The following is a 23,515-nucleotide window of genomic DNA, read 5'->3' as shown; positions in this document are numbered from 1 at the left end:
CCTCATTGGATTTGTCTATCACTTCATAGGTAAAATCTATTTCGTTCCATAAATCCAATGAGGCTATTTTTTAATCTCTAATTAATAACAAGCAGTCTGATGTTAATAACAAGAAACAACCTGTTTATGTTCAAATATTCACAAAAAACAATCGGCTGTCTCCCCCAAAGGATACATAAAAACAAAAAGAATGGAATAGTTATAGCTATTTGCATTATTTTACCTAATTTTGCACTCTCTTTTTAATAACTGAAATTCATTTTGACACAACTTCAGGTAAAATAAAGTTTCTAAAATAAAATGAAAGCGTTCGAATTCAAGCCAAAACTGTACACGGCTTTAAAAAATTACTCAAAAGAACTTTTCATGGCAGACCTGATGGCCGGTATCATTGTGGGTATCGTTGCCTTACCGCTTGCCATTGCGTTCGGTATTGCATCAGGCGTATCGCCCGAAAAAGGTATTATTACGGCCATCATTGCCGGTTTTATCATCTCACTGTTAGGAGGAAGTAAGGTTCAGATTGGCGGCCCTACCGGTGCGTTCATCGTTATTATTTACGGCATTATCCAGCAATATGGAGAAGCGGGGCTGATTGTCGCCACGTTAATGGCGGGCGTCATCCTTATTCTTCTGGGAATATTCAAGCTGGGGGCAGTCATTAAATTTATCCCCTATCCCATTATCGTAGGTTTTACAAGCGGTATCGCCGTTACTATCTTTACCACTCAGATTGCGGATATATTCGGATTGAGCTTCGGCGGGGAAAAAGTCCCGGGAGACTTCGTGGGAAAGTGGATAATCTACTTCCGTCATTTCGACACTGTCAACTGGTGGAATACGGCTGTCAGCATTGCCAGTATTTTTATCATTGCCATTACTCCGAAATTCTCGAAGAAGATTCCCGGCTCGCTCATTGCCATTATCGTAGTGACCGTAGCCGTTTATCTGATGAAGATGTACGGCGGCATCAACTGCATCGACACCATTGGCGACCGTTTCAGCATTAAAGCCGAACTTCCCGACGCTGTGATGCCCGCACTGAACTGGGAAGCGATTAAGAACCTATTCCCCGTTGCCATTACGATTGCTGTATTGGGAGCCATAGAATCCTTGCTTTCGGCTACCGTAGCCGACGGTGTTATCGGTGACAAACACGACTCCAATACCGAATTGATAGCTCAGGGTGTTGCCAACATGGCTACTCCGCTTTTCGGAGGTATTCCCGCCACAGGCGCTATTGCCCGTACAATGGCTAATATCAATAATGGCGGTAAGTCGCCCGTAGCCGGCATAGTGCATGCGGTAGTGCTGCTTTTGATTCTGTTGCTGCTTATGCCGCTGGCTCAATACATTCCGATGGGATGCCTAGCAGGCGTACTGGTAGTCGTATCTTATAATATGAGTGGTTGGCGTGTATTCAGGGCATTGATGAAGAACCCCAAATCGGATGTCACCGTATTATTGATAACTTTCTTCCTGACGGTTATCTTCGATTTGACAATCGCTATCGAAGTAGGTTTAGTCATTGCCTGCGTACTCTTCATGCGCCGTGTCATGGAGACAACCGAAATATCGGTTATCAAAGACGAGATAGATCCGAACGCCGAATCGGATATTACCACAAGCGAAGAGCATCTGATTATACCGAAAGGCGTGGAGGTGTACGAAATCAACGGTCCCTACTTTTTCGGTATCGCCACAAAATTCGAGGAGGTGATGGCGCAACTCGGTGACCGTCCCAAGGTACGTATTATACGTATGCGTAAAGTTCCTTTCATAGACTCTACGGGTATCCATAATCTGGAAAGCCTTTGTAAGATGTCTCAAAAAGAGAAAATTACGATTGTATTGTCCGGCGTTAACGAAAAAGTACATAATGTCCTGGAGAAATCCGGTTTTTATGAATTGCTTGGAAAAGATAATATTTGTCCCAACATCAATGTAGCGCTGGAAAAAGCAAAACAATTGCTATAAAAGTCTGTTCACCACTATCCATTATGGCAAGAAAAGGAAGAAAAGGAAGAAAACAAAAGCAATCCAAAGGATTACTCTATTTGATTATATTAATATGCATCGTTTGCATCTGCTATGAGCCCATAGCGGGAGCCTTGCATATTAATCTTCCTGCTGCCGTAACGGAACTCAGTGAAAAAACACCGGTAAAAGCAACCTCCACCGAAGCAATATCCGTAAAGAACGTACTCTACCCCGCTCCTCTAAAAAACACACCGGAGCAGATATTGTACCGTAAAGGATATACAGTGTCTTATAACAAAGAAACAAAAATACCGAACTGGGTAGCCTGGGAACTTACTCCCGAAAAACTGATAGAACGTGAAAGCCGTACCGACAAATTCATGCCCGATCCCGACCTGCCCGAAAGCCAGACCGTAACCACCGATGACTATAAACGCAGCGGCATGGACAGAGGACATATGTGTCCTGCAGGCGATAATCGCTGGCATTGGAAAGCCATGCAGGAAAGTTTCTACATGACCAATATCTGTCCTCAAAATCACAATCTGAACCGAGGCGACTGGAAAGAGTTGGAAGAAGCCTGTCGCTTATGGGCGAAGAAAGAAGGAAAAATCTATATTGTTTGCGGACCTGTCCTTTATCGGCAAAAGCATCGTACTATCGGTAAGAAGCATAAAATCACCGTGCCTGAAGCCTTTTTCAAAGTAATACTCTGCACAAACAGCAATCCGCCTAAAGCTATCGGGTTTATTTATAAAAATACATCAGGAAATCATCCCTTAGATGCTTATGTTAATAGTGTGGATGAAGTAGAACGTATTACCGGCATGGATTTCTTCCCTGCCCTGCCCGATAATATTGAAAAACGGGCAGAAGCAACCTATAATTTGAATTTATGGGGAAAGCGATAAAACGAAACACTTTTTAACCTTACATATTTATACAAACATATTGTCACACATCCACTTGCTTTTCACACTTTATATCACTTATTTTTTTATCTTTTCGATATACACTCTATAATCATCTGTCCTTTTTCTATTTTTTAATAACATAAGCCCTTTATAAACTTACAATTCGATACATAATTATTTGCTATTTTATTAATGATGCTGTTAGTTTATTTAATACCTTTGCAACGGTTTATATAATAGATTTTATTTTCAGCTAAAAAAATGAAATACAATACTGTACACAGTCTATCTTTTGTTTGGAGAAACGTAAAAAAGCGTGATGAGATTTCACGTTAAGAAGAAGACTATTCCAAAAATTCTACAACAGCATATTTATCAATTTTAATTTTAATCAATAATAATTTAAAGACAAGGATGAGAAAATCAATTCTTTGGTTTGTCTTTCTTACATTATTGACTATTCAATCTGCTTTTGCACAAGGATTCTTTGTAAAAGGTAAGGTCATTTCCCAAGAGGATAATGAACCGTTGATTGGTGTGTCGATTTTGCAAGAGGGAAGCACAAATGGTGTAGTAACCGACGTTGACGGTAACTACAGTCTTGAGATTAAAGGTACGGCAAGAGCCACTTTACTGTTCTCGTACATCGGTATGCAATCGCAAAAACATGAAGTCAGTGCCAAGACCGGTACGCTGAATGTTCGTCTTGCTCCGGATGCCGCGTTAATAGACGAGGTAGTGGTAGTAGCGTATGGAGTCCGCAAAAAGGGGACGATTGCCGGCTCTGTATCAACCGTAAAATCGGAAAAAATGGAAAATGTACCGGCAGCCGGGTTCGACCAGGCATTGCAGGGACAGACGCCGGGTTTGTCAGTTATCTCCAATTCCGGAGAGCCCAGTAAAGCGGCGGTATTCCAGATTCGCGGTACCAACTCTATCAATTCGGGTACATCCCCGTTGTTTATTCTGGACGGTGTGCCTATTTCCAGTTCGGATTTTAACACAATCAGCCCGGGAGATATCGAATCTATCTCCGTGTTGAAGGATGCTTCTTCAACATCTATCTACGGTGCGCGTGCCGCAAACGGTGTGGTTGTAATCACTACCAAACGCGGTCTGGCAATGGATAAGGCTAAAGTAACGCTGCGTGCTCAGTACGGTTTCTCACAGTTGGCGTCTAACGACAACTGGACAATGATGAACACTCCCGAACGTATTCAGTTTGAGAAAGAAATCGGTCTGGATACCGGACAGGATTATGAAATCCTTTCACGTACCAATGTAAACTGGCTGAACGAAGTATTTAACGACCGCGCTCCGCTGCAGAACTACGAACTCTCTGTAAACCGCGCTACCGAACGCTTGAACTATTACGTTTCCGGAGGTTTCTACGACCAGGACGGTATTGCCCAAAGCTCTTCCTTCCGTCGTTACAATATGCGCGCCAACGCAGAAGTAAAAGCCAGCAACTGGTTGAAAATCGGAACCAACACCATGGCCGCTTACGAAGAAGTTCAGCAGGCGGAAGAGGGAGAAATGGCGCTCTATACTCCTATTTCCGGTTCCCGTTTTATGTTGCCTTATTGGAACCCGTACAATGCGGACGGTTCTTTAGCTTCCGAAAACAACGGAACTTGGGCGGGAACAGGTCAGAACCCTATTGAGTGGATGAACAACAATCCGGTTAATTATAAGAAGTATAAAGTACTGTCTACCGTATTTGCAGACATTACTCCGATTAAGAACCTGACCATTCATACGCAATTCGGTGCAGACTACTCTCACTCTACGGCTTTCATGCGGTCATATCCCAGCTATATTATTAATGACGGAAACGGTTCTGCCGGACGTAACTCCTCAGACGCTCTTACATTGAGTGAAACTACTACCGTCAATTACCGTTGGGCATTGAACGATGACCACTCGCTCAACTTCCTGTTGGGACAAGAAGCGGTGGACTATCAGTCAACAGGCTTCCAGGTAATTACCCGCGGGCAAGCCAATGACAAATTAACGAATGTAACTTCCGGTACACGCGCTTCTTCATGGGCGGATTCCAATGACTCTTATTCATACCTGTCATTCTTCTTCCGTGGTGAATACAATTATAAAGATTTGTATTACGCAGAAGTTGCCACCCGTACCGATGCTTCCTCACGTTTCGGTAAAGACCACCGTTGGGGTGTGTTCTGGTCGTTAGGTTTCATGTGGAATGTTAAGAACGAGGCTTTCCTGAAAGACATCGAATGGCTTACCAGCGCACAAGTCGCATTGAGTACCGGTACTTCCGGTAACTCGGAAATACCCAATTACGACCACTTGGCATTGGTTGCCGGCGGTCCTAACTACAATGACGAAGCCGGAATCTATCCGAAACAGAGCGGAAATGAAGATTTAGGCTGGGAACAGACCTGGGCAAACAATGTCGGTCTGCGTCTAGGCTTCTTCAACCGTGCCAACCTGAACATCGACTTCTACCATAAGAAGACAAGCAATATGTTGATGTACGTTCCAGAATCATACGCCGTAACCGGCGAAGGTTCCCGTTGGGAAAACATCGGCGCAATGATAAACCGTGGTGTCGAAATCTCAATAGACGGTGATGTAATCCGTACCAAAGACTTTGCCTGGAATTTGAATGTCAATGTATCTTATAATAAGAACAAGCTCGTAGAACTCTATAACGGTGTACAGGAATATGTGAACTCTACCACCGGATTGAAATACGTAGTAGGCCACCCGGTACACGAATTCTTCCTGAACCGCTATGCCGGAGTAAATCCTGCCAACGGTGATGCCTTGTGGTACACTAAAGACGGTGAAATAACCACCGAGTTCCGCGAAGAAGACAAAGTAATGACCGGAAAGACTTTCGACTCTCCTTGGGCCGGCGGTTTCGGAACAACTTTCAGTTGGAAAGGCTTGTCATTATCTGCCCAATTCAGCTGGATGGCCGACCGTTGGGTAATGAACAACGACCGTTTCTTCGAAGAAAGCAACGGATTGTACAGCGCATACAACCAGTCAAGACGCCTGCTGTACGACCGCTGGAAAAAGCCGGGTGACATTACAGACATTCCCCGTTACGGAGTGGTTGCCCAACTCGATGACCGTTTCCTCGAAAACGCTTCATTCCTTCGCTTGAAGAACCTGACGCTGGCTTACGCACTTCCTCAGCCGTTGCTGAAGAAAACCAACTTCTTCACATCCGCACGTGTCTACCTGCAAGGTCAGAATCTGTTGACCTTTACCGGTTTCAAAGGACTCGACCCGGAAGTTGCAAGCAATATTTACAGAGCACAATATCCGGCATCACGCCAGTTCACATTGGGTATTGAAGTTTCATTCTAATATTATAAGCAGAAAGAAAGATGATTAAAAAATTCAGATTATATATAATGTTGGCTGCCGTGATGTTGTCCGCTACTTCCTGTTTGGACAAACTGCCTGAAGACGAAGTGCCTTTCGACCAGGCCATTCAGACGGTAGACGATGTAAACCTGGCTGTTATCGGTATTTACGACGCTTACAAGAGCAAATACCTGTACTCCGGTAACCTTACATTGTTGCCCGATTTGCAGACCGACCTCGTTTATGGAATAAACGGCAATACGAATATCTACGGCGATATCTGGCGTTGGAAAGACATCCTGGCTACCAATACCGATATTGAAGCCGTATACGGTTCATTGTACGAAGTTATCAACCGTTGTAACTTCCTGCTCGACAGAGTAGACAATGTAAGAAAGAACACAACGGACGATACAGCCCTCGACAAATTGGATCAGTGTTGCGGTGAAGCCTATTTCGCTCGTGCACTGGCCTACTCGGAACTGATTAAACTGTTCTGCAAGGCATACGAAAGCGACGAAGATGCCACCAATCAGCTGGGTGTTATCCTTAGCCAACACTATCGCGGTGATGAGGAAATGAAACGCTCTTCATTAAAAGACTCTTATCAGTTTGTATTGGATGACCTCGACCGTGCAGCCGATTTGCTGGAACTTGAAGAAGATTTCAGCGGTGCATTATACGATACTCCGTACTTCAACGAATATACTGTCTACGCATTACGTGCCCGTGTAGCTCTTTACATGAAGAAGTGGGACGAAGCTATCAAATACTCTACCAAGGTTATTGAAAGCGGCTATTACACATTGTCAAGCTGTACACAGCAGATTTCTTCCGGCATCAGCTATTATAAATATATGTGGACAAACGACCACTCCACCGAGGCTATCTGGAAAGTTGGTTTCACTATCAACTCCTATGGCGGCCGTTTAGGAACTATTTTTGCGAACTACGATTACACCACTCTGCGTCCGGATTATGTTCCTGCAAAGTGGGCTATCAATCTATACGATGCAAATGACTTGCGTGCTTCCACTTTCTTCCAGTCTTTCACTACCGGATACAGCCACGGACTTACCTGGCCGTTATTGATTAAGTATTTCGGTAACGAAGAGTTCACCAATTACAAGATTCTTCACGTTACCATGCCGAAAGTACTCCGTTTGTCGGAACAATATCTGATACGTGCCGAGGCATACGTACAATCAGGAAAGACCGCTGAAGCAGGAAAAGACATTACCGCTATCCGTGCGGCACGTTATGCTACGTATGGTGGTTCTACCCCTATGGGTGACAAAGAAAACGCAATGAAAGTCATTGAGGAAGAACGCGTAAAAGAGCTCTATATGGAAGGTTTCCGCCTGCAAGACCTGAAGCGCTGGCACAAAGGCTTCAAACGTGAACTGCAAGACCAGTCACTTTCCAACGGCAGCAGTCTGAAAGTGGAAGCGGACGATCCTATGTTCGTATGGCCGATACCTCAGCACGAACTGGATGCTCCGGGTTCGGAAGTGGAACCTAATGAAAGTAACAAATAAGACTAAAAACATACGATAATGAAAAAACTATTATTTGGATGTATTACAGCCGTTGCTGCACTGATAGCCCTTGTCGGATGCGAACAGGACAAGGTGGTATACAGCGGGCCTAATTATCTTATGTTTTCCGACACGCTCTACCAATACGGTGTGCAAGAAAGCAATGAGATATTCAATGTCCCCGTTTCAGCCACTGTACCTGCCGATTACGATCGTACTTTCGCTGTCGAGATATTAGACAAGAAGAGCAACGCTGTCGAAGGAAAGCACTATAAACTCCTTTCAAATACAGTGACTATCAAAGCCGGTGAAATGGCAGCCAATGTGGAAGTACAAGGTAACTATGAAAGTATCGAGCCTACCGATTCATTAGGGTTTGCCCTGCACCTCATCATTCCCGAATCTAACGAGTGGGAAATGTACGGCACCGAAACTAAAGTTGTACTGCAGAAAGTTTGTCCGTTCGACATCAACAACTTTACAGGATATTGCACGGTTACTTCTACTTTCTTTGGCGGTAACGACATACCCAATCAAAATGTGGATATGCGTCTGATTACTTCCGACGTTGCGGAAGAAGAAAATACAATTATCCTACACGGCATCTACTACGATGGATATGATACAAAGATAAAGTTCAATACCAAAGACCCGCTTAAACCACTGATTGAAATGAAAGAGCAAGTGTGCGGTAGTACAGGAGAAGCTTTCGGAACTATCTACGGTAATGGCAATTTATTATTGAATCAGCCTACAAGCTATACTTCTTATTATAGAACTTGCGAGAATTACCTTTTACAATTCGTTACAGTAAGTGTCGATAACAAAGATGGTTCAGAATATGGTACAGTAGGTACTTTCATTAATGTAATCGAATGGATTAGTGAAGCAGAGGCCGAAAAATTAAAAGAACAAGGATATTAACATTTAAAATCATACAATTATGAAAGCATTAAATTTAAAAAGTATGAGTTGGATCATGGCATTAGCTATGATGTTTATTGTGTCATTCACAGGTTGTTCAGACGATGATGGAGAAAATACTCCAGGTGAAAAAATTGAATTTCCTACATTACAGGAAGCCACTTGTAATGCAGATGGAACTATAACTATTTCTTTCAAAGCAACTGTAGACTGGAAACTCACAAGTAATGCCGGATGGTGTAAATTTGTTGATGGTGAGTTTACGCAAAGCAGTATAACAGGTAAAGCCGGTGAGCAAACTATCACCGCTAAAATTTCCGGTGACGGACAAAATTATTCGGATGATAATGTGGCAGAAATCACATTAACACTGGGTGAAAAAGAGCAGGTAATTTACAAAATTACTCGCCCTAAAAAAGTATTCAATGGCTTAACCATCAAAGATGAGAATGGTAATGTTTATAATACAGAAAACCCAATCATCATTAAAGGTAGCGGCTATGAAAAAATAGATGTTGTCTATACTACAATCCTTACCGAATCTGAATTCGAAGTAGGTATTTCTACCTCTGAAAATCCGGATTGGATAAAAGTTGAAAATAAAGGAGAAGGTAAATTCAATTTGACTTTCAATAACGATAACACAGAAGGTATTGATCCTAAATATTCAATCTCTACCGAAAAAGGTCACAAGTTAGTATTTGGTGTACAAACTACCAATGAAGGACTTATTAATGTTTCAGTTCCTGTTGCTTATGAAGGATTAAAAGAAAATGTTCTTTTGTTTAAACCTGAATATATCAATGCGCTTACTGTAAATCCTGAGGGAACAGTATTCACTGAAACAAGTAGTGGAAGTATGGAGGGTACTGAAGGAGTTAAGTATGAAAATCAATTGAGTTCAACTATAACTGTTCGTGATGATAAGTTCCATGTATTAAAAATCACAGAAATAAAAACTCCTGCAATGGGTACTTATTTCTATACTTATGATGTAACTCAAGAACCTGATTGGGTAACAGTAGTAGAAGAAGGTACTAAGTTGACTTTAACAGTTGCTGCCCTTCCGGAAGGAGCTGAATTAAGAGGAGCGGCAATATTAGTAATTCCTGAAGTAATCTGGAACAAAATAAAAGATACTGATCTCCAAGCAACTCTATTCACTAGAGATAGTGATAATGGCGCACCGATGGATTATCTGAATGACGAATATACTGATTACATATGGACTCATTTTACTCAAGAACCCAAAAATGAAGAAATAGAAATTATTCTTAAAGGATTTTATACAAATCAAGAAATTATTGATTGGGCTACAGTAAAAGAAGAGGATTTAATTCCCTTTGACAACAGTGACCAAACAATTTCTACATCAGAATACCCCGGTCAAATAGCTTCTATAGCTTGGAATGCAAGTTTCCCAAAATCTCTTTTAGAAAATAATAAATCTGTTTGTATCCAAACAAATTCAATACCAGCAGGACATGATTTTGGAGTTATGTACAATCCATGGGAAGGAGAAATACAAATTACAAATAAGACTATTGATGGAAAAGAATATATGGTATTAACAGGATACCCAAGTAGTATGTCCTTTGAACAAATCATGGCTGGTATTGGAAATTTTGACACTATGGACTTTGCCATAGAATTAAATATTGGAATGTATTAAACATCCGATCATTTTTTATCTTTCTATCTTTTGTTACAAAATTGAAAAGGCAAAAGGATATTAAATAATACTTAAACGAAATACGTATTAAGTAATACTGTAAAAAGACATAATAAATGAATTCAAAAAGAACTATAAATTGGAAACTATTTCTTGTACCGCTCTTCACCATGCTATTTGGCATGGTGATGGGTGGATGTTCTGATGATAAAGACGAATTGCAAGGCAGTCAGTATGGCTACGTACAATTCAAGATTTACAAGTCAGCATCCTATGTACAAGAGGAGGAAAACCAATCGAATACGACAACCCGTGCTACAACTCTGAGTAAATTGGGTGATGTACAAAAGGTTGAAATAGAGATGCAATACAATGGTAAGAGTATCACTCAAACTTTAGTATTGAATGCCTATAATGAAAGCAATGCTGAATATGGCATGCGAAGTGACAAATTACAGTTATTAGTAGGTGACTATAAAATCATTGGTTACAAACTACTGGATAAACTGGATAAGGTTGTTATAAGTATATCTGCCAGTGATAACGAAACATTCTCTGTTATCTCACAAGGACTTACCATAAAAGATTTGACAGCAGATGTACAAGCTCGTGGAAGCGTTACTTTTAAACTTATTAAAGACGGGCTTACCACACGTGCCAGCTTAGATGACGAAAAAGAATATCTATTTAGCAACATTGCTATCATAGATGTAACCGTAACCAATACTTTTACACGTGTCCCTACTACCATCAAAGGATTAAAAGTAAAGTATAAAGAAGAATCCATAGAACACCAAAATCCCGACAATGCCGATGATAAGTATATGGACATCGGTACGGCAAAATGTGACTCTGCGGTATGGTTACCGGTAGGTACTTACCAAGTTACCGAATACATTACTTATTCTAAAAAAGGTGCTATAGTTTCCACTCTTGGAGCAGCTACTAATGTTAAAGGTGATGAGTTTACTATTATAGATAATGAATTCACTGAGGGAGCTATTGTTCCTATTAAACTTTCTGAAACAGCTGAATATATTAAAGACTATTTAGCTCTGAAAGAAATTTGGGAAAATCTGGATGGTAAGAACTGGGGATATCACGGTATCGGCAGTCCTGAAGGTACTAATTGGAACTTCAACAAAGAACTGGATATGTGGGGTGATCAACCGGGCGTATCACTGGATGACGAAGGCCGTGTAACAGGACTTAGTATTGAAGGTTTTGGTGCAAAAGGTAAAGTACCTGATGCTATCGGACAATTGACTGAGCTGAGAGTTCTTGCCCTTGGTTCGCATAGCGAAACTGCAGGTGGCAGACTGTTTACCAACGAAAATATGCAAGAATCACAGAAACAAAAAGTACGCATGAACTACAAAGAAATGTTTCTGGATTATGACCCGCGTATAGAAATGTCTGAATTGTTACAAAACTCAGTTAACCGCAATCCTAAAATGAAAGCTATTAAAAAGGACAATCGCATTCATTTGAAAGATACGCAAATAGGAAACTATACTAACCAGATTACACATATATCAAAAGCTGTAATGCGTCTTACAAAATTACAGCAATTCTATATGGGTAATTCCCCGCTCCTTGCTGAGAATATCTGTACAAACTGGATAGATCCAAATTCTGAATATGCTAAAAAGTATGCAGCAGACGAATTGGATTGGGAAAAGATGACAGAATTAACAGATATCGAATTGTATAACTGCCCCAAGTTAACAACACTACCGGATTTTTTATATGAGATTCCGGAAATGCAAGTACTGAATATAGCTTGTTGTAGAGGTATTGACGGCTTAAATGGAACAAAAGATGGCACTGGTAATCAATTAACTGAAGACTGGAAAAGATTAGCTACTCCTGATAAGTGTAAATCTGCAAAGAAAATCCAAATTCTTTATATGAGCTATAATAACTTGGTAAACTTTCCAACCGGATGTTTACATAATATGGAGAAGTTAGGATTATTGGATTGTATGTCTAATAAAATAGAAACATTACAACCTTTTGGAAAAGATGTTAAATTGACTCAGCTAAATCTGAATTACAATAAAATCACAGAAATTCCAAAAGACTTTTGTGGTTTTACTGACCAAGTAGAAAGTTTAAGTTTCGCTCATAATAAGCTGAAATATATTCCTAATATCTTTAACGCTGGTTCGGTATATGTAATGGGATCAGTAGATTTCTCTTATAATGAAATTGGTAGTGAGAGTGGTGAAAACATAGCTCCTGAAGATAAGAATTCTTATATAGGAATCAACGCCTCTACTGTAACATTGTCGTTCAATAAAATAAGCAAGTTCCCTACAGAGTTGTTCAAAGCAAACTCACCGATTACTACGATTACGCTGAACAATAACTTATTAGAGAAAATCCCTCAATATTCATTATCAAGTAAAGATGGAAATGGTAAGGAATTTAAGAACACATATCTGTTAGGCACTATCGACCTACGTTTTAATAAGCTGACAGAATTGTCCGATGACTTCCGGGCGACAACTTTGCCTTACTTAACCAATATGGACGTAAGTTTCAACCGTTTCTCCGAGTTCCCAACTCAGCCATTGAACAGTAGTGTGCTGCAAGCTTTCGGTATTCGCCATCAGCGTAATGCTGCCGGTGAACGTTGTCTGCGTGATTGGCCGACCGGAATCACAAAATGTCCGAGCCTTCTCCAATTACAGATCGGTTCAAACGATATCCGTAAAGTAAATGAGGAAATGACACCTAAACTTTGGATTCTGGATATCAAAGACAATCCGAATATCTCTATCGACCTCACCAGTATATGTCCTTACATTGAAGCAGGCATGTATATGCTGATTTATGACAAAACACAGGACATTCGCGGTTGTGACGCTTTGGATATTAAACGATAAACAATAAGAAAGATTCGATTAATGAAATATTTAAGTAAAATAACATTAGGACTGATTCTTTGCACGGGGTTTATGACTTCGTGTAAAGATGATGATGAAACAGGAATTTCCGGTGGCATTTCGGTAGACAGAGAGGAAATTACAATCGCTGCCGAAGGAGGAACAGAAAAGATTGCTGTTTCGTCTAATAACAGCTGGGTGGCAAGCTCATCCCAGCCCTGGATATCTATATCTCCTGCTAATGGTTTGGGTTCGGCAGACTGTAGCCTGGCTATTGACTCTACCTTATTGGAAGTATCCCGCGAAGCACAGATACGTTTCTCTGTAGAGGGACAAGAACCTAAATTGATTAAAGTAACTCAATTTGGTTATGGCAAACAAATCTTGTTAAAAGAACCTACAATAGAAATAGAAAATTCCGCCAGATATGACGACCGTTATTTTGATGTAACGATTTCTGCCAACGTCGCTTTCAAAATAGAAAGTGACATAGAGTATTCTTTTGCCGAATCAATGACAGATGAAGAGAAAGAGGAAATGGAATCCGATAGAAAAGATTGGATTACCCTACCTAAAGAATCTGATTTAAAGATTGATTTAGACAGAGGATATCGTCCACGTACCGTTAAAGTACGCTTCAAATGGAAAACGAATATTGCTCCTTACACACGCGTTGCAAAAATCCGTTTAGTTCCTCAAGATGCTGATGAACAGTTGGTAGACAACGAAGGTAATCCTACCGGTGAAGTTATCTTAACCGTAAATCAGAAACCTGCTTTGAGAATTACAGATGACCGCGCAGGTGACTCAATCGCTATCCTTGCCATCAATGAAAAAGTTCAGAGTATGGTAGGATTCGATACCAGTGAAAGCATGTTGAACTGGAGCTACGTAAAACTTTGGGAGGCTACCGATGAACTTCCTAACGGAGATAAGAACGCTATCGGCCGTGTACGTTCTGTACAGTTCATGTTAATCGACCTAAAGGACGGTGAAACATTACCTAAAGAAGTTCGTTATCTGAAGTATCTGGAATCATTCTCTATTCAAAGTAATGCAAACTGGCAAATCCGTAACATTTCTTTAGGTGAAGAAATCTGTGGATTAAAACATCTGAAAGAACTATCTGTATATGCTTTAGGTCTGAATGAATTACCTGAAGACTTCATCAAATTAGGTGGTAAAGTTGACGAAAGTTATGCAGGTTTAGAGGCGTTGAATTTGGCAAGTAATGGTTTCAATAAATTATCGGATGTTACCGATATAGTAAATCAAGAAAACTTCCCTAAATTAACCGCATTAAGCTTAACCGGATGTCGCCGTGTAGATATAATAAAAGAATTAAGCCAAATCAGCGGAACTAATGAATACAATGGTAAGAAAGTCGGTTTACATATTAACCTCAATAATATAGCAGACAAGAATGCATTTATGAAGTTATTGACTTGGGATAGCCTGAGAGAACTGTCACTTTCTTATAATTATATTGAGGGAGAGTTACCTGATGATGATGAAGTGAGCAATGCTTTAACCATTCAACATTACCAAGATGAAGATTTCTTCACAGAAGATCAACTTAAAGCTGAGCCTTCAATCTACCTTACTAAAATATCTACAGATACCTGTGGTTGGTTAAAACCAAGTACAGAAATTAAGGAAGTGACTTATAGCAATGGTGAAACAGTGGTCTTTGAAAATGTAACAAGACAAGATGTTCCACGTGTTCTTCCAAAAGCTCGCGCATTCTCTTTCAATTTAAATTATCTGACAGGAGCATTACCAAAATGGATATTATTCCATCCTTACTTTGTAGAATGGAGTCCGGAAACTTTCATTTTCGCTCAAGAAGATGAAGCAAAAGACTCAAAATCTCAACCTGTAGGATTCAATAATATAGATAACGTAAAATTTGATTATAAATATTATTACGGTACTACAGGTGAAAAGGACGAAGAAGGTGTAGCATATCCATTATACTATAAGAGATATGTAGCCAACTAAAAGCTCCGAAATGAGTATATCATTAACAAGAACAATTTTTAAAAAGAAACAATGAAGAAAAAATTCTTATACGTAGCACTGTTTGCTTTGACACTGGCATCTTGTTCGGATCAGGAAATCATTGAACAACCGTCCACCCCGACCGGGGGGACGGAAGTTCAACTTCCGGCGGATGTCACTTCAGGTGAGTTGCTGATTAAGTTCAAACCTGAAATGACCGACATCCTCGACCAAACAATGACACGTGCCACAAGAAGCGGCGGAGCAATGACCCGCTCAGGAATCCCATCTACCGACGAAGTTCTGGAAATTCTGGGTGGATACCACTTTGAGCGCATCTTCCCTGTAGACCAACAAAACGAAGAACGTACCCGTGCCGCAGGATTACACCTGTGGTATTTGGTGAAATTCGATGAAAATACGGATTTACAGGAAGCAGCCAACCGTCTTTCCAAATTGGGAGAAATTTCTAAAGTACAGGGTAACAGCCGTATCAGACGCACTTACTCCGGTAATTACCGTACTTATACCAGTGAAGCTGTACTGCAAAAAACAGCAGCTACACGTACACTTAGTACAGCGCCCAATGACCCGGGATTTGTAACCCAATGGAATCTCAATAACGTAGGAGACATTGATTTTGGTAATTCAAATGCCAAATCGGTAACAGGATGTGACGTTAACTGTCTGGAAGCATGGAAAAAATGTACAGGTGATCCTTCCATTATCGTTGCCGTATTGGACGAAGGCGTAATGTATACACATCCCGACCTTGCTGCCAACATGTGGGTTAATGAGAAAGAACAGCTTCGTGCCGGAAAAGATGCTGACGGAAACGGATATAAAGACGACAGATACGGTTATAACTTCGTGAAAAACAGCGGGCTGATATCTTGGACTGATGCCAACGATACCGGTCACGGAACTCACGTAGCCGGTATAATCGCCGCTGTCAATAACAATGGCGAAGGTGTTTCCGGCATAGCCGGTGGAGACGGTACACCGAACTCCGGTGTCAAGCTCATGTCTTGCCAGGTATTCGACGGTGAAGGTGGCGTAACATTGGACGGTGAAGCCAAAGCCATAAAATATGCTGCCGACAATGGTGCCGTTATCTTGCAATGCAGTTGGGGTTACAACTCCGGCGATGCCAATCTGGTAGACGGTTATACACCCGGTCCGGCCACTCAGAAAGAATGGGAAGAAACCTATCCGTTGGAAAAAGACGCAATAGATTACTTCCTCAACAATGCCGGCTCTCCTAACGGAGTAATTGACGGTGGTATCGCTGTTTTTGCCTCAGGTAATGAATATGCGGGTATACCGGGTTATCCGGGCGGATATACCAAATGCGTTACTGTAGCTGCCGTAGCTGCTGATTTCACTCCGGCTTCTTATACCAATTATGGTGAGAACGTAGATATCTGTGCCCCCGGCGGTGACACTGAATATCACAATACACCTGCGATGGACGATCCCGAAGAATGGACAGAAATCAATAGGACAAAATCCGGTTCTATCCTTTCTACCTGGATAAAGAACGGTAATGCCACTTACGGCTATATGGACGGTACTTCCATGGCTTGTCCTCACATATCAGGCGTAGCCGCATTAGGCCTGTCGTACGCCGTAAAGCAACGTCGTCATTTCAAAGCACCTGAGTTTATAGAACTGATGAAGGAATCCGTAAAAGATGTGGACGGCTGGTATCAGAATGTAAAAACAAAGAAATATTACCGCAATCATCTTTCTCCGTCAGGCGGTTCTATCGATGAAATGAATTTGCTGAGCTATATAGGTAAAATGGGTACAGGTTTGACAGATGCCGCCTTACTGCTGAACAATATCGAAGGAAGCGGTTCGGACATGAAAGTACCTAATGTTTATGTAGCCGAAGGCAATAAATCCACTATCAACCTTGCCTACTATTTTGTAAACGGTGAAAACCTGACGTATACCTGTACATCGAGTGATGCAGCCATTGCAACAGTAGCCGTTAACGGTACATTCATGGAAGTATCCGGAGTAAAGACCGGTACTGCCCATATCGCAGTGAAAGTAAGCAACGGAAGCGAACAGACTATTGCCGTTACTGTTCGTAAGAATGCTAATGATAACGGATGGATGTAATTTAGATTACCAATGAAACCAATTACTTGGATACAGTTACTGATATTCTGTGCGGGAATCGGACAATCCCGGGCTTTGACAGCCCAGGATTTCCCTTTCCGTTCACAGGAAAAAATCGATTCGCTGATAAACCCGCCTTTAATGAAGCAGGCGGAACAAATCCTGCGTTTCGATAAAACTGTATTGAATATTGGAACTCTGACTGAGGACGATGTTCCGCAAACGTACCGTTTTACATGCAAGAACATAAGTAAAAAAACACTTACCATTACACGTGTAAGAACCACTTGCGGATGTGCAGTAGCAGATGTACGTACCGGAGATATATTACCGGGTGAGACACGGACAATCTCTCTGACTTATCACCCGAAAAATCACCCCGGAACGATAGATACGAATGCTTTCGTTTATCTGTCTTCCTCGGATAAAACTCCGGTGGCACGCCTGACGCTGGTAGGAAACGTCGTTCCCGGAGCAGACGAGTGGGCACGTTATCCGTATGCGATGGGAAAACTGAGATTGAAACAAAACCAAATGAAATTTAGTGAAGTGGGTGGCGGCAGTCAGTCCTCGGAACGGATTTTATGTGGAAACAGCGGAGACAAGCCGCTACGCCTGTCAGCTCTCATCATCCCCAAATTCGCGACTTTCCGTACGGAACCGGAGGTTATTCAGCCGGGCGGTGAAGCCGATATTGTAGTAACAATCAACGCATCACTGATTCCTGCAGAAAAAGGTAAATCGTTTACCTTTCCGATTATCCTTGAAGGAATAGATGCGCGCCCGTCAGACCGGACATTGAATATAAAAGTAAACTGTATTAAGTAACGATAAAAACAAGAAATTCGATATGAAGAATATTTTCAAACTGATGGCTTTATTCGCCTTCCTGTTCTGTCTTACATCCTGTGATGACGACGAACCGGTAATCCCGACTTTGGAAGTTACCCCTGCCAACCTGAACGGTACGTGGGAACTCTCCGAATGGAACGGAGCCCCTTTGGCAGAAGGTACATACTGCTATATAACTTTCAACCGTAAAGAACAAACTTTTGAGATGTATCAGAAGTTCGACAGTATGTATGCCCGTTACATCACCGGAAATTTCAGCATCGAAGTAGACCCTTATCTGGGCTCTATCATCAGCGGTGACTATGATTTCGGTAATGGTGACTGGAACAATAAATATATCGTAACCGACTTATTGGAAAGCGGTTCAATGATTTGGACAGCCAAAGATGACGAAAATGATGTGAACAAATACATTCGTTGCGATAAAGTTCCCGAAGAAATCATTGCGGAAGCAAAGATTGACGAGGACGAAAACTAAAACTCAAATTTTCATTTTTTTTTCATAAAATTACTCTACAAAATTCATAAGGGGGACGTCTGCGAAGGATATCCCCCTTAACTGTTTTTTATAAGGCATAAATCCGATAAGTTTTATCAATAAGAAACGCTTACCGCTATTCCCGCCTCTTTCACTAATGCCGCAATACGATCCAATTCCTCGTGTGTAGCTTTTTGCAGGTCATGGTCGGGAGTTTCCCTGTCAATAGTATAAATCATTACCTGGCGGGGAGAAATCTCTTTTACGGCCTCTAACCAGAGTAAAACATACTTATCGGACGTATTATCCATATCCTTGCCCTGAAAACCGCCTTTCAGGAACATGGTTTGAATAATGCAATTGCCTTTAAAAGCTTTTATCCCCTCGATTATTTCACGCACGGAATAGTGTCCTGCCGGGCGGTCAAGCTCATGGATATAAGCTTCATCCACCGTATCTAATTTCAGAATATTATTATCTATCCTGTTCAAAGCTTCGAACACAGTGGGACGATGAATAAAAGTAGAATTGGTAAGTACGCTCACCTTCGCTTTCGGAAAATATTTATCACGCAGAGCAAGCGTATCCTCTATAATTTCAGGAAAATGCGGATGTGCGGTCGGTTCTCCGTTCCCGGCAAAGGTCAGTACATCGGGAACGGGTCCGTTCTTTTGCATATCCTGCAACCGGGCTTCCAATGCAATACGTACTTCCTCACGCGTAGGCAACGGCTTTTTAGGACGATGATCAGAGTTAAATCCACATTCACAGTAAATACAGTCGAAACTACACACCTTACCGTCTTCCGGTAGCAGATTGATTCCCAAAGATACTCCCAAACGGCGGGAATGGACAGGACCGAATATGGGAGACGGATAAATAACAGTCATCTTATCTATGATTTATATTAATGCGGCAAATATAGAAAATAAACATATAAGTACTTCTAAAAACAGTGCGGTTAAGTAAATATTGAAAATTTTATATCAGATAGTATAAGCTAATTATGCGTATTTACTTATTATTTAAAACTTAATGCGGAACTGCATTTGCAAGTCTGTTTTTTTATTCCCCTCTATCAAATCGTTACCGGAACCGATAGTCTTGCGATTTCGGTAAACAGTTTGCCCGAACTTAACGAGAAACATAAAAGTTTTGTTCATATCATAGCGTACATGAGCCGAATAACGAAAACCTTTGCCATAATAAGAAGGAGTATAAAATGTATAAAGCAACCCTTTTTCGGAAGCGTAGATACGGGAATCATAATCATCCGTATAAAAATAAGTACCTTGTGCAGATACAGCCAAAGGAAAACCGGAAAACGTATAAGCACAAGATTGTGTACATTGCCATCCTTGTTTTCCCTCAAAACTATAACCTTTTCCGTCCTGCTGCCGAAAATGATTATAATCAATTGTAATACGATGCATAAAAGCTCCCGGCATATAAATAAGCCTACATCGGAGTTTATGATGATAAACAGGTAATGTAACCTTTCCTCCTGTTTCCGACACATCCCTCTCCTTTTGTTTGTAACGATAATTAAGATATACGCTCAAATTTCTGCGAGGAGAATAAACCGCCTGAAACATCCCGTCCATTCCTTTTGAGGATTTACTGATACGATATTTCCACCAGGGAAAAGAAAACAAGTCCAACGAAGCGAAAAACGTCCAATGCGCCAAAGGAGTTGCTTCCGCAGCCAGATACCAGCCATTCTCATTCTGAGGCATACTGCCTTCTCCGAATGAACGACCGAAGAAAGACAAATAATCATGTGAATAATAACGGTGAATCAACAATAGTTGATAACCTGTTAATAGTTTATATTTCAATCGGTTCAGCAAAGCATAACCTTGCTTTCCCACCGCCCCCTCTCCTACCCATACCAATTTTCCCGAACGGTATTTATAATCCACACTTAAATTATAAAAATCGTTTCCATGCAAATTATATTTTGCATACTTCTTCAAGTCCGGTTCATAAGGATGATTGAAAAAGTAATAAATACCGGTTATGCCCACCTTCAACTTATTCTTCTCATAAGTCAGATTACCGCCTGTCAATTGCAGGGTAAAAGCATTCATCTTATCCGCTTCTTTCTCCGTACGATGCAGCCCTGTTTTATAAATAGAAGCGATTTCCCCGTCTTTTACCACTCCATCCATAGAACGATGTGAATAGAAAGCGGAAAACTCCAAAAAACGAAGAATTTCCACTGTTGCCGCCGTCCCTCGAAAATAATTGTATTCATCCGTAGAACCGTGCTTCCGGATTCCCCCCGTACGATATTCCGACGCAGACATAGAAAAAGTCTTTCCTAACCCGAAATCAGTACCGAGTACCAACCCCTGGCCGAAACTCAACTTATAATTACCCAACGCCAACGATTTCATTCTACCCAAATTTTTGAACAGACAATAAAAAGAATAGTAATCATACCCTTTTTTATCCTGCAGAGCAAAGAACGGCTCTCCCGCATCCTTCTCCCCCACTATTCCCGCTTGCAAATAATCCCCGTAACGAAAACCATAACGCAACGCATGATAAACGGCAGGTCCCAAATAGTTTTTCTCATATCCTTTACGGGTATAGAAAGGAACATCCATACGTGTCAGCACTTCCTGTTTACCGTATTTCAATATCGTCTTTAAAGAAGGGTAACGGGAAGCGTCTTCAACCACTTTTACGCAAACAAAAGGCAATAGCAATTCAATAGTTTGCTTATCCATTGTTTTCACCATCTGCAGTTCATAAATAGTCTGCATCTGTCCGTGTATATACACATATGCCAGAATATTTTCTATTTGAAGTTCCGTCAGGAAAGGAAATTCTTCCAATTGCCGTTTAGTGGCAACATTGATATTAACCGGTTCTTGCAAGCGGTTGGAAAGTTCTTCCAACTCATCTTCCCAATTTTTCTCTTCTTTATCCATAGAAAGCTGTTCCAGATTTTCTTCCCACAGAGAGACAGTTGCGTTTTGAGCTACAAGCATAGGAGTTATTAACAGCATACTCATAAAAACTCCTACCTTGATTATTGTCATTGATAATAGGATATTCCAAATTTACGGACAGCGAAGTTACCTTAAATTAGTTAATTGAACAAGGAAAAACGGAAGCAATGCAACAACATTACACAGAATGGTGTACTTTTGCGACATGAACATACGGTTTAATATAGTAATACTCATTGTGTTTCTCTCATTGGGAAGCCTGACCTGCCATGCCCAGCGACAACCCGAAACCGATATGTCCGGAAGTATCTACCTCACCCCCATGTGCATTTATAACGGTGATACGATTCCATACGTAAAACTTCCTACCGTCTATATCTTCAAACCGCTTAAGTTCAAAAACAAGCGTGAAATGGCAAAGTACTATAAACTCATCCGTGATGTAAAAAAAGTATTGCCCATTTCCAAAGAAATCAACCGTGCCATCATTGAAACCTACGAATATCTGCAAACCATCCCTACTGAAAAAGAACGGCAAAAACATTTGAAAGCTGTGGAGAAAGGATTGAAAGAACAATATACCCCCCGCATGAAAAAACTGTCTTTTGCTCAGGGAAAGCTGTTGATAAAGTTGGTAGACCGGCAAACCAATTCAACTTCTTATGAACTGGTCAAAGCGTTTATGGGACCTTTCAAAGCCGGGTTCTATCAAACCTTTGCCGCACTGTTCGGAGCCAGCCTGAAAAAACAATATGACCCTACGGGAGATGATGCTCTCACCGAAAGGGTTATCCTGATGGTAGAGAACGGACAACTGTAAACCCTGTTCATATCATGTTGATAACATTGTTAGCAACGTAAACAAGTAAGAGTATAAACTAATAAAAATCAATTAGATAATTCTGTTAATAATCAAAGCATATATCTGTTGATTACAATATACTTTTAGGCACCCTCTTGATTCTTATTTCAGTTTATTGAATAAATCCCAAATAACGATACCTGCCGTAACCGATACATTCAGAGAATGCTTCGTGCCATATTGCGGAATTTCAATACAACCGTGAGAATGGTCGATAACTTCCTGTTGAACACCTTTCACCTCATTTCCCATTACTATGGCATATTTCCCGGTTCTGTCCAAAGTCAACTCATTCAGCATAATACTACCTTCCGCCTGTTCCACGGAATAAACCGTATATCCTCCATTCCTGAGATTATCAACAGCTTCAACAGCGTTATCAACATATTTCCAGTCAACGGTAAATTCGGCTCCCAAAGCCGTTTTATGCATTTCAGGATGGGGTGGAACAGCCGTTATACCGCACAGATAGATACATTCAATACGAAAAGCATCCGAAGTGCGGAATACGGAACCTATATTATGCAAACTGCGAATATTATCCAATACAACTACCAACGGCAACTTCTCCGCTTCCTTAAACTCCTCTGTACTAATACGATTGAGTTCGGTTATTTTCAGTTTTCTATTCATGCTCATATGCTTTATGTCAATCTGTGTAATATGTAATAACTCACACTGCGCAAAGATACTTCTTTCCGTTCACATCCCTGTTAATAACCGTTGAAAAGGTGTCAATAGTGTATGGAAAGATTTTTAGAAATAATACTTGCATTATTCAAAGTAACGCATATCAGATAGGCATAACGAACAAACCAAAAAAGTTAAGCTGAATTTTCAAAGGCTGTATAAACACATTTTTAAGTCCTATTTCACTGATTAATCTCTCTAAAGTTATTAACTTTGCAGTTTATCAACAAGATGTTAATGAAGTGAAGTTATGAGAGAGTAGGGGGCTTATT

Annotated in this window: 15 protein-coding genes; 12 read left to right on the top strand and 3 right to left on the bottom strand. The window is 40.9% G+C overall.

The genetic code is table 11. From position 1 onward, the window contains the following. Positions 1–300: 300 nt before the first annotated feature. From BUB52_RS09955 to BUB52_RS09905, 11 genes are all read left to right on the top strand, one after another. Positions 301–1,977: a SulP family inorganic anion transporter gene (locus tag BUB52_RS09955; protein WP_009121993.1), complete on the top strand. Its 1,677-nt coding sequence runs from the start codon at positions 301–303 to the stop codon at positions 1,975–1,977. Between the two features lie 23 nt (positions 1,978–2,000). Continuing rightward, entirely contained in the window at positions 2,001–2,891 is an 891-nt protein-coding gene (locus BUB52_RS09950; RefSeq protein WP_009121992.1) for a DNA/RNA non-specific endonuclease, read from the top strand. Between the two features lie 417 nt (positions 2,892–3,308). Beyond that, positions 3,309–6,245, top strand: coding sequence for a SusC/RagA family TonB-linked outer membrane protein (locus BUB52_RS09945; RefSeq protein ID WP_009121991.1), 2,937 nt, complete (start codon positions 3,309–3,311; stop codon positions 6,243–6,245). 20 nt (positions 6,246–6,265) lie between these two features. Continuing rightward, entirely contained in the window at positions 6,266–7,783 is a 1,518-nt protein-coding gene (locus BUB52_RS09940) for a RagB/SusD family nutrient uptake outer membrane protein (RefSeq protein ID WP_009121990.1), read from the top strand. An 18-nt stretch (positions 7,784–7,801) separates the two neighbouring features. Next, entirely contained in the window at positions 7,802–8,707 is a 906-nt protein-coding gene (locus BUB52_RS09935) for a DUF4984 domain-containing protein (RefSeq protein ID WP_009121989.1), read from the top strand. A 19-nt stretch (positions 8,708–8,726) separates the two neighbouring features. Continuing rightward, on the top strand, positions 8,727–10,379 hold the full coding sequence (locus BUB52_RS09930) for a hypothetical protein (protein ID WP_009121988.1): 1,653 nt from the start codon (positions 8,727–8,729) through the stop codon (positions 10,377–10,379). A 116-nt stretch (positions 10,380–10,495) separates the two neighbouring features. Next, positions 10,496–13,270 (top strand): DUF4458 domain-containing protein, encoded by a 2,775-nt coding sequence (locus tag BUB52_RS09925; protein WP_009121987.1) that lies wholly within the window; start codon positions 10,496–10,498, stop codon positions 13,268–13,270. A gap of 21 nt (positions 13,271–13,291) precedes the next feature. Next, a complete protein-coding gene (locus BUB52_RS09920; protein ID WP_009121986.1) occupies positions 13,292–15,271 on the top strand; it encodes a BACON domain-containing protein in 1,980 nt (659 codons plus the stop codon). Between the two features lie 51 nt (positions 15,272–15,322). Then, positions 15,323–17,401 carry a S8 family serine peptidase gene (locus tag BUB52_RS09915; protein ID WP_009121985.1) on the top strand — a complete coding sequence of 693 codons (2,079 nt, stop codon included), beginning with the start codon at positions 15,323–15,325 and terminating at the stop codon, positions 17,399–17,401. Between the two features lie 12 nt (positions 17,402–17,413). Further along, entirely contained in the window at positions 17,414–18,229 is an 816-nt protein-coding gene (locus BUB52_RS09910) for a DUF1573 domain-containing protein (protein ID WP_009121984.1), read from the top strand. Positions 18,230–18,251: 22 nt separating this feature from the next. Then, positions 18,252–18,731, top strand: coding sequence for a lipocalin family protein (locus tag BUB52_RS09905; protein WP_009121983.1), 480 nt, complete (start codon positions 18,252–18,254; stop codon positions 18,729–18,731). A 116-nt stretch (positions 18,732–18,847) separates the two neighbouring features. Here BUB52_RS09905 and BUB52_RS09900 read toward each other — a convergent pair whose 3' ends face one another. Together BUB52_RS09900 and BUB52_RS09895 are read right to left on the bottom strand one after the other, a co-directional pair. Beyond that, a complete protein-coding gene (locus BUB52_RS09900; RefSeq protein ID WP_009121982.1) occupies positions 18,848–19,621 on the bottom strand; it encodes a radical SAM protein in 774 nt (257 codons plus the stop codon). A gap of 135 nt (positions 19,622–19,756) precedes the next feature. Beyond that, the gene (locus BUB52_RS09895; RefSeq protein ID WP_009121981.1) at positions 19,757–21,781 is read right to left on the bottom strand and encodes a helix-hairpin-helix domain-containing protein; all 2,025 of its coding nucleotides are present in this window, start codon (positions 21,779–21,781) and stop codon (positions 19,757–19,759) included. Between the two features lie 97 nt (positions 21,782–21,878). Here BUB52_RS09895 and BUB52_RS09890 point away from each other — a divergent pair, with 97 nt between their 5' ends. After that, the gene (locus BUB52_RS09890; protein WP_009121980.1) at positions 21,879–22,511 is read left to right on the top strand and encodes a DUF4294 domain-containing protein; all 633 of its coding nucleotides are present in this window, start codon (positions 21,879–21,881) and stop codon (positions 22,509–22,511) included. A 144-nt stretch (positions 22,512–22,655) separates the two neighbouring features. On the opposite strand, the gene BUB52_RS09885 is transcribed toward BUB52_RS09890, so the two are convergent. Beyond that, positions 22,656–23,186 carry an RNA methyltransferase gene (locus tag BUB52_RS09885; protein ID WP_039950838.1) on the bottom strand — a complete coding sequence of 177 codons (531 nt, stop codon included), beginning with the start codon at positions 23,184–23,186 and terminating at the stop codon, positions 22,656–22,658. Positions 23,187–23,515 lie beyond the last annotated feature (329 nt).

This window comes from Bacteroides clarus YIT 12056 (assembly GCF_900129655.1).
GTDB lineage: Bacteria > Bacteroidota > Bacteroidia > Bacteroidales > Bacteroidaceae > Bacteroides > Bacteroides clarus.
The sequence above is the reverse complement of the archived record's forward strand: the minus strand, read 5'-3'. Positions and strand labels throughout refer to the sequence as shown.

Bases quoted from the DNA above. Each gene is read 5' to 3' on its own strand.
- BUB52_RS09935 (WP_009121989.1), top strand. From the start codon at position 7,802: ATGAAAAAACTATTATTTGGATGTATTACAGCCGTTGCTGCACTGATA.
- BUB52_RS09910 (WP_009121984.1), top strand. From the start codon at position 17,414: ATGAAACCAATTACTTGGATACAGTTACTGATATTCTGTGCGGGAATC.
- BUB52_RS09900 (WP_009121982.1), bottom strand. From the start codon at position 19,621: ATGACTGTTATTTATCCGTCTCCCATATTCGGTCCTGTCCATTCCCGC.
- BUB52_RS09920 (WP_009121986.1), top strand. From the start codon at position 13,292: ATGAAATATTTAAGTAAAATAACATTAGGACTGATTCTTTGCACGGGG.
- BUB52_RS09955 (WP_009121993.1), top strand. From the start codon at position 301: ATGAAAGCGTTCGAATTCAAGCCAAAACTGTACACGGCTTTAAAAAAT.
- BUB52_RS09890 (WP_009121980.1), top strand. From the start codon at position 21,879: ATGGTGTACTTTTGCGACATGAACATACGGTTTAATATAGTAATACTC.
- BUB52_RS09930 (WP_009121988.1), top strand. From the start codon at position 8,727: ATGAAAGCATTAAATTTAAAAAGTATGAGTTGGATCATGGCATTAGCT.
- BUB52_RS09950 (WP_009121992.1), top strand. From the start codon at position 2,001: ATGGCAAGAAAAGGAAGAAAAGGAAGAAAACAAAAGCAATCCAAAGGA.
- BUB52_RS09885 (WP_039950838.1), bottom strand. From the start codon at position 23,186: ATGAATAGAAAACTGAAAATAACCGAACTCAATCGTATTAGTACAGAG.
- BUB52_RS09945 (WP_009121991.1), top strand. From the start codon at position 3,309: ATGAGAAAATCAATTCTTTGGTTTGTCTTTCTTACATTATTGACTATT.
- BUB52_RS09905 (WP_009121983.1), top strand. From the start codon at position 18,252: ATGAAGAATATTTTCAAACTGATGGCTTTATTCGCCTTCCTGTTCTGT.
- BUB52_RS09925 (WP_009121987.1), top strand. From the start codon at position 10,496: ATGAATTCAAAAAGAACTATAAATTGGAAACTATTTCTTGTACCGCTC.
- BUB52_RS09915 (WP_009121985.1), top strand. From the start codon at position 15,323: ATGAAGAAAAAATTCTTATACGTAGCACTGTTTGCTTTGACACTGGCA.
- BUB52_RS09940 (WP_009121990.1), top strand. From the start codon at position 6,266: ATGATTAAAAAATTCAGATTATATATAATGTTGGCTGCCGTGATGTTG.
- BUB52_RS09895 (WP_009121981.1), bottom strand. From the start codon at position 21,781: ATGACAATAATCAAGGTAGGAGTTTTTATGAGTATGCTGTTAATAACT.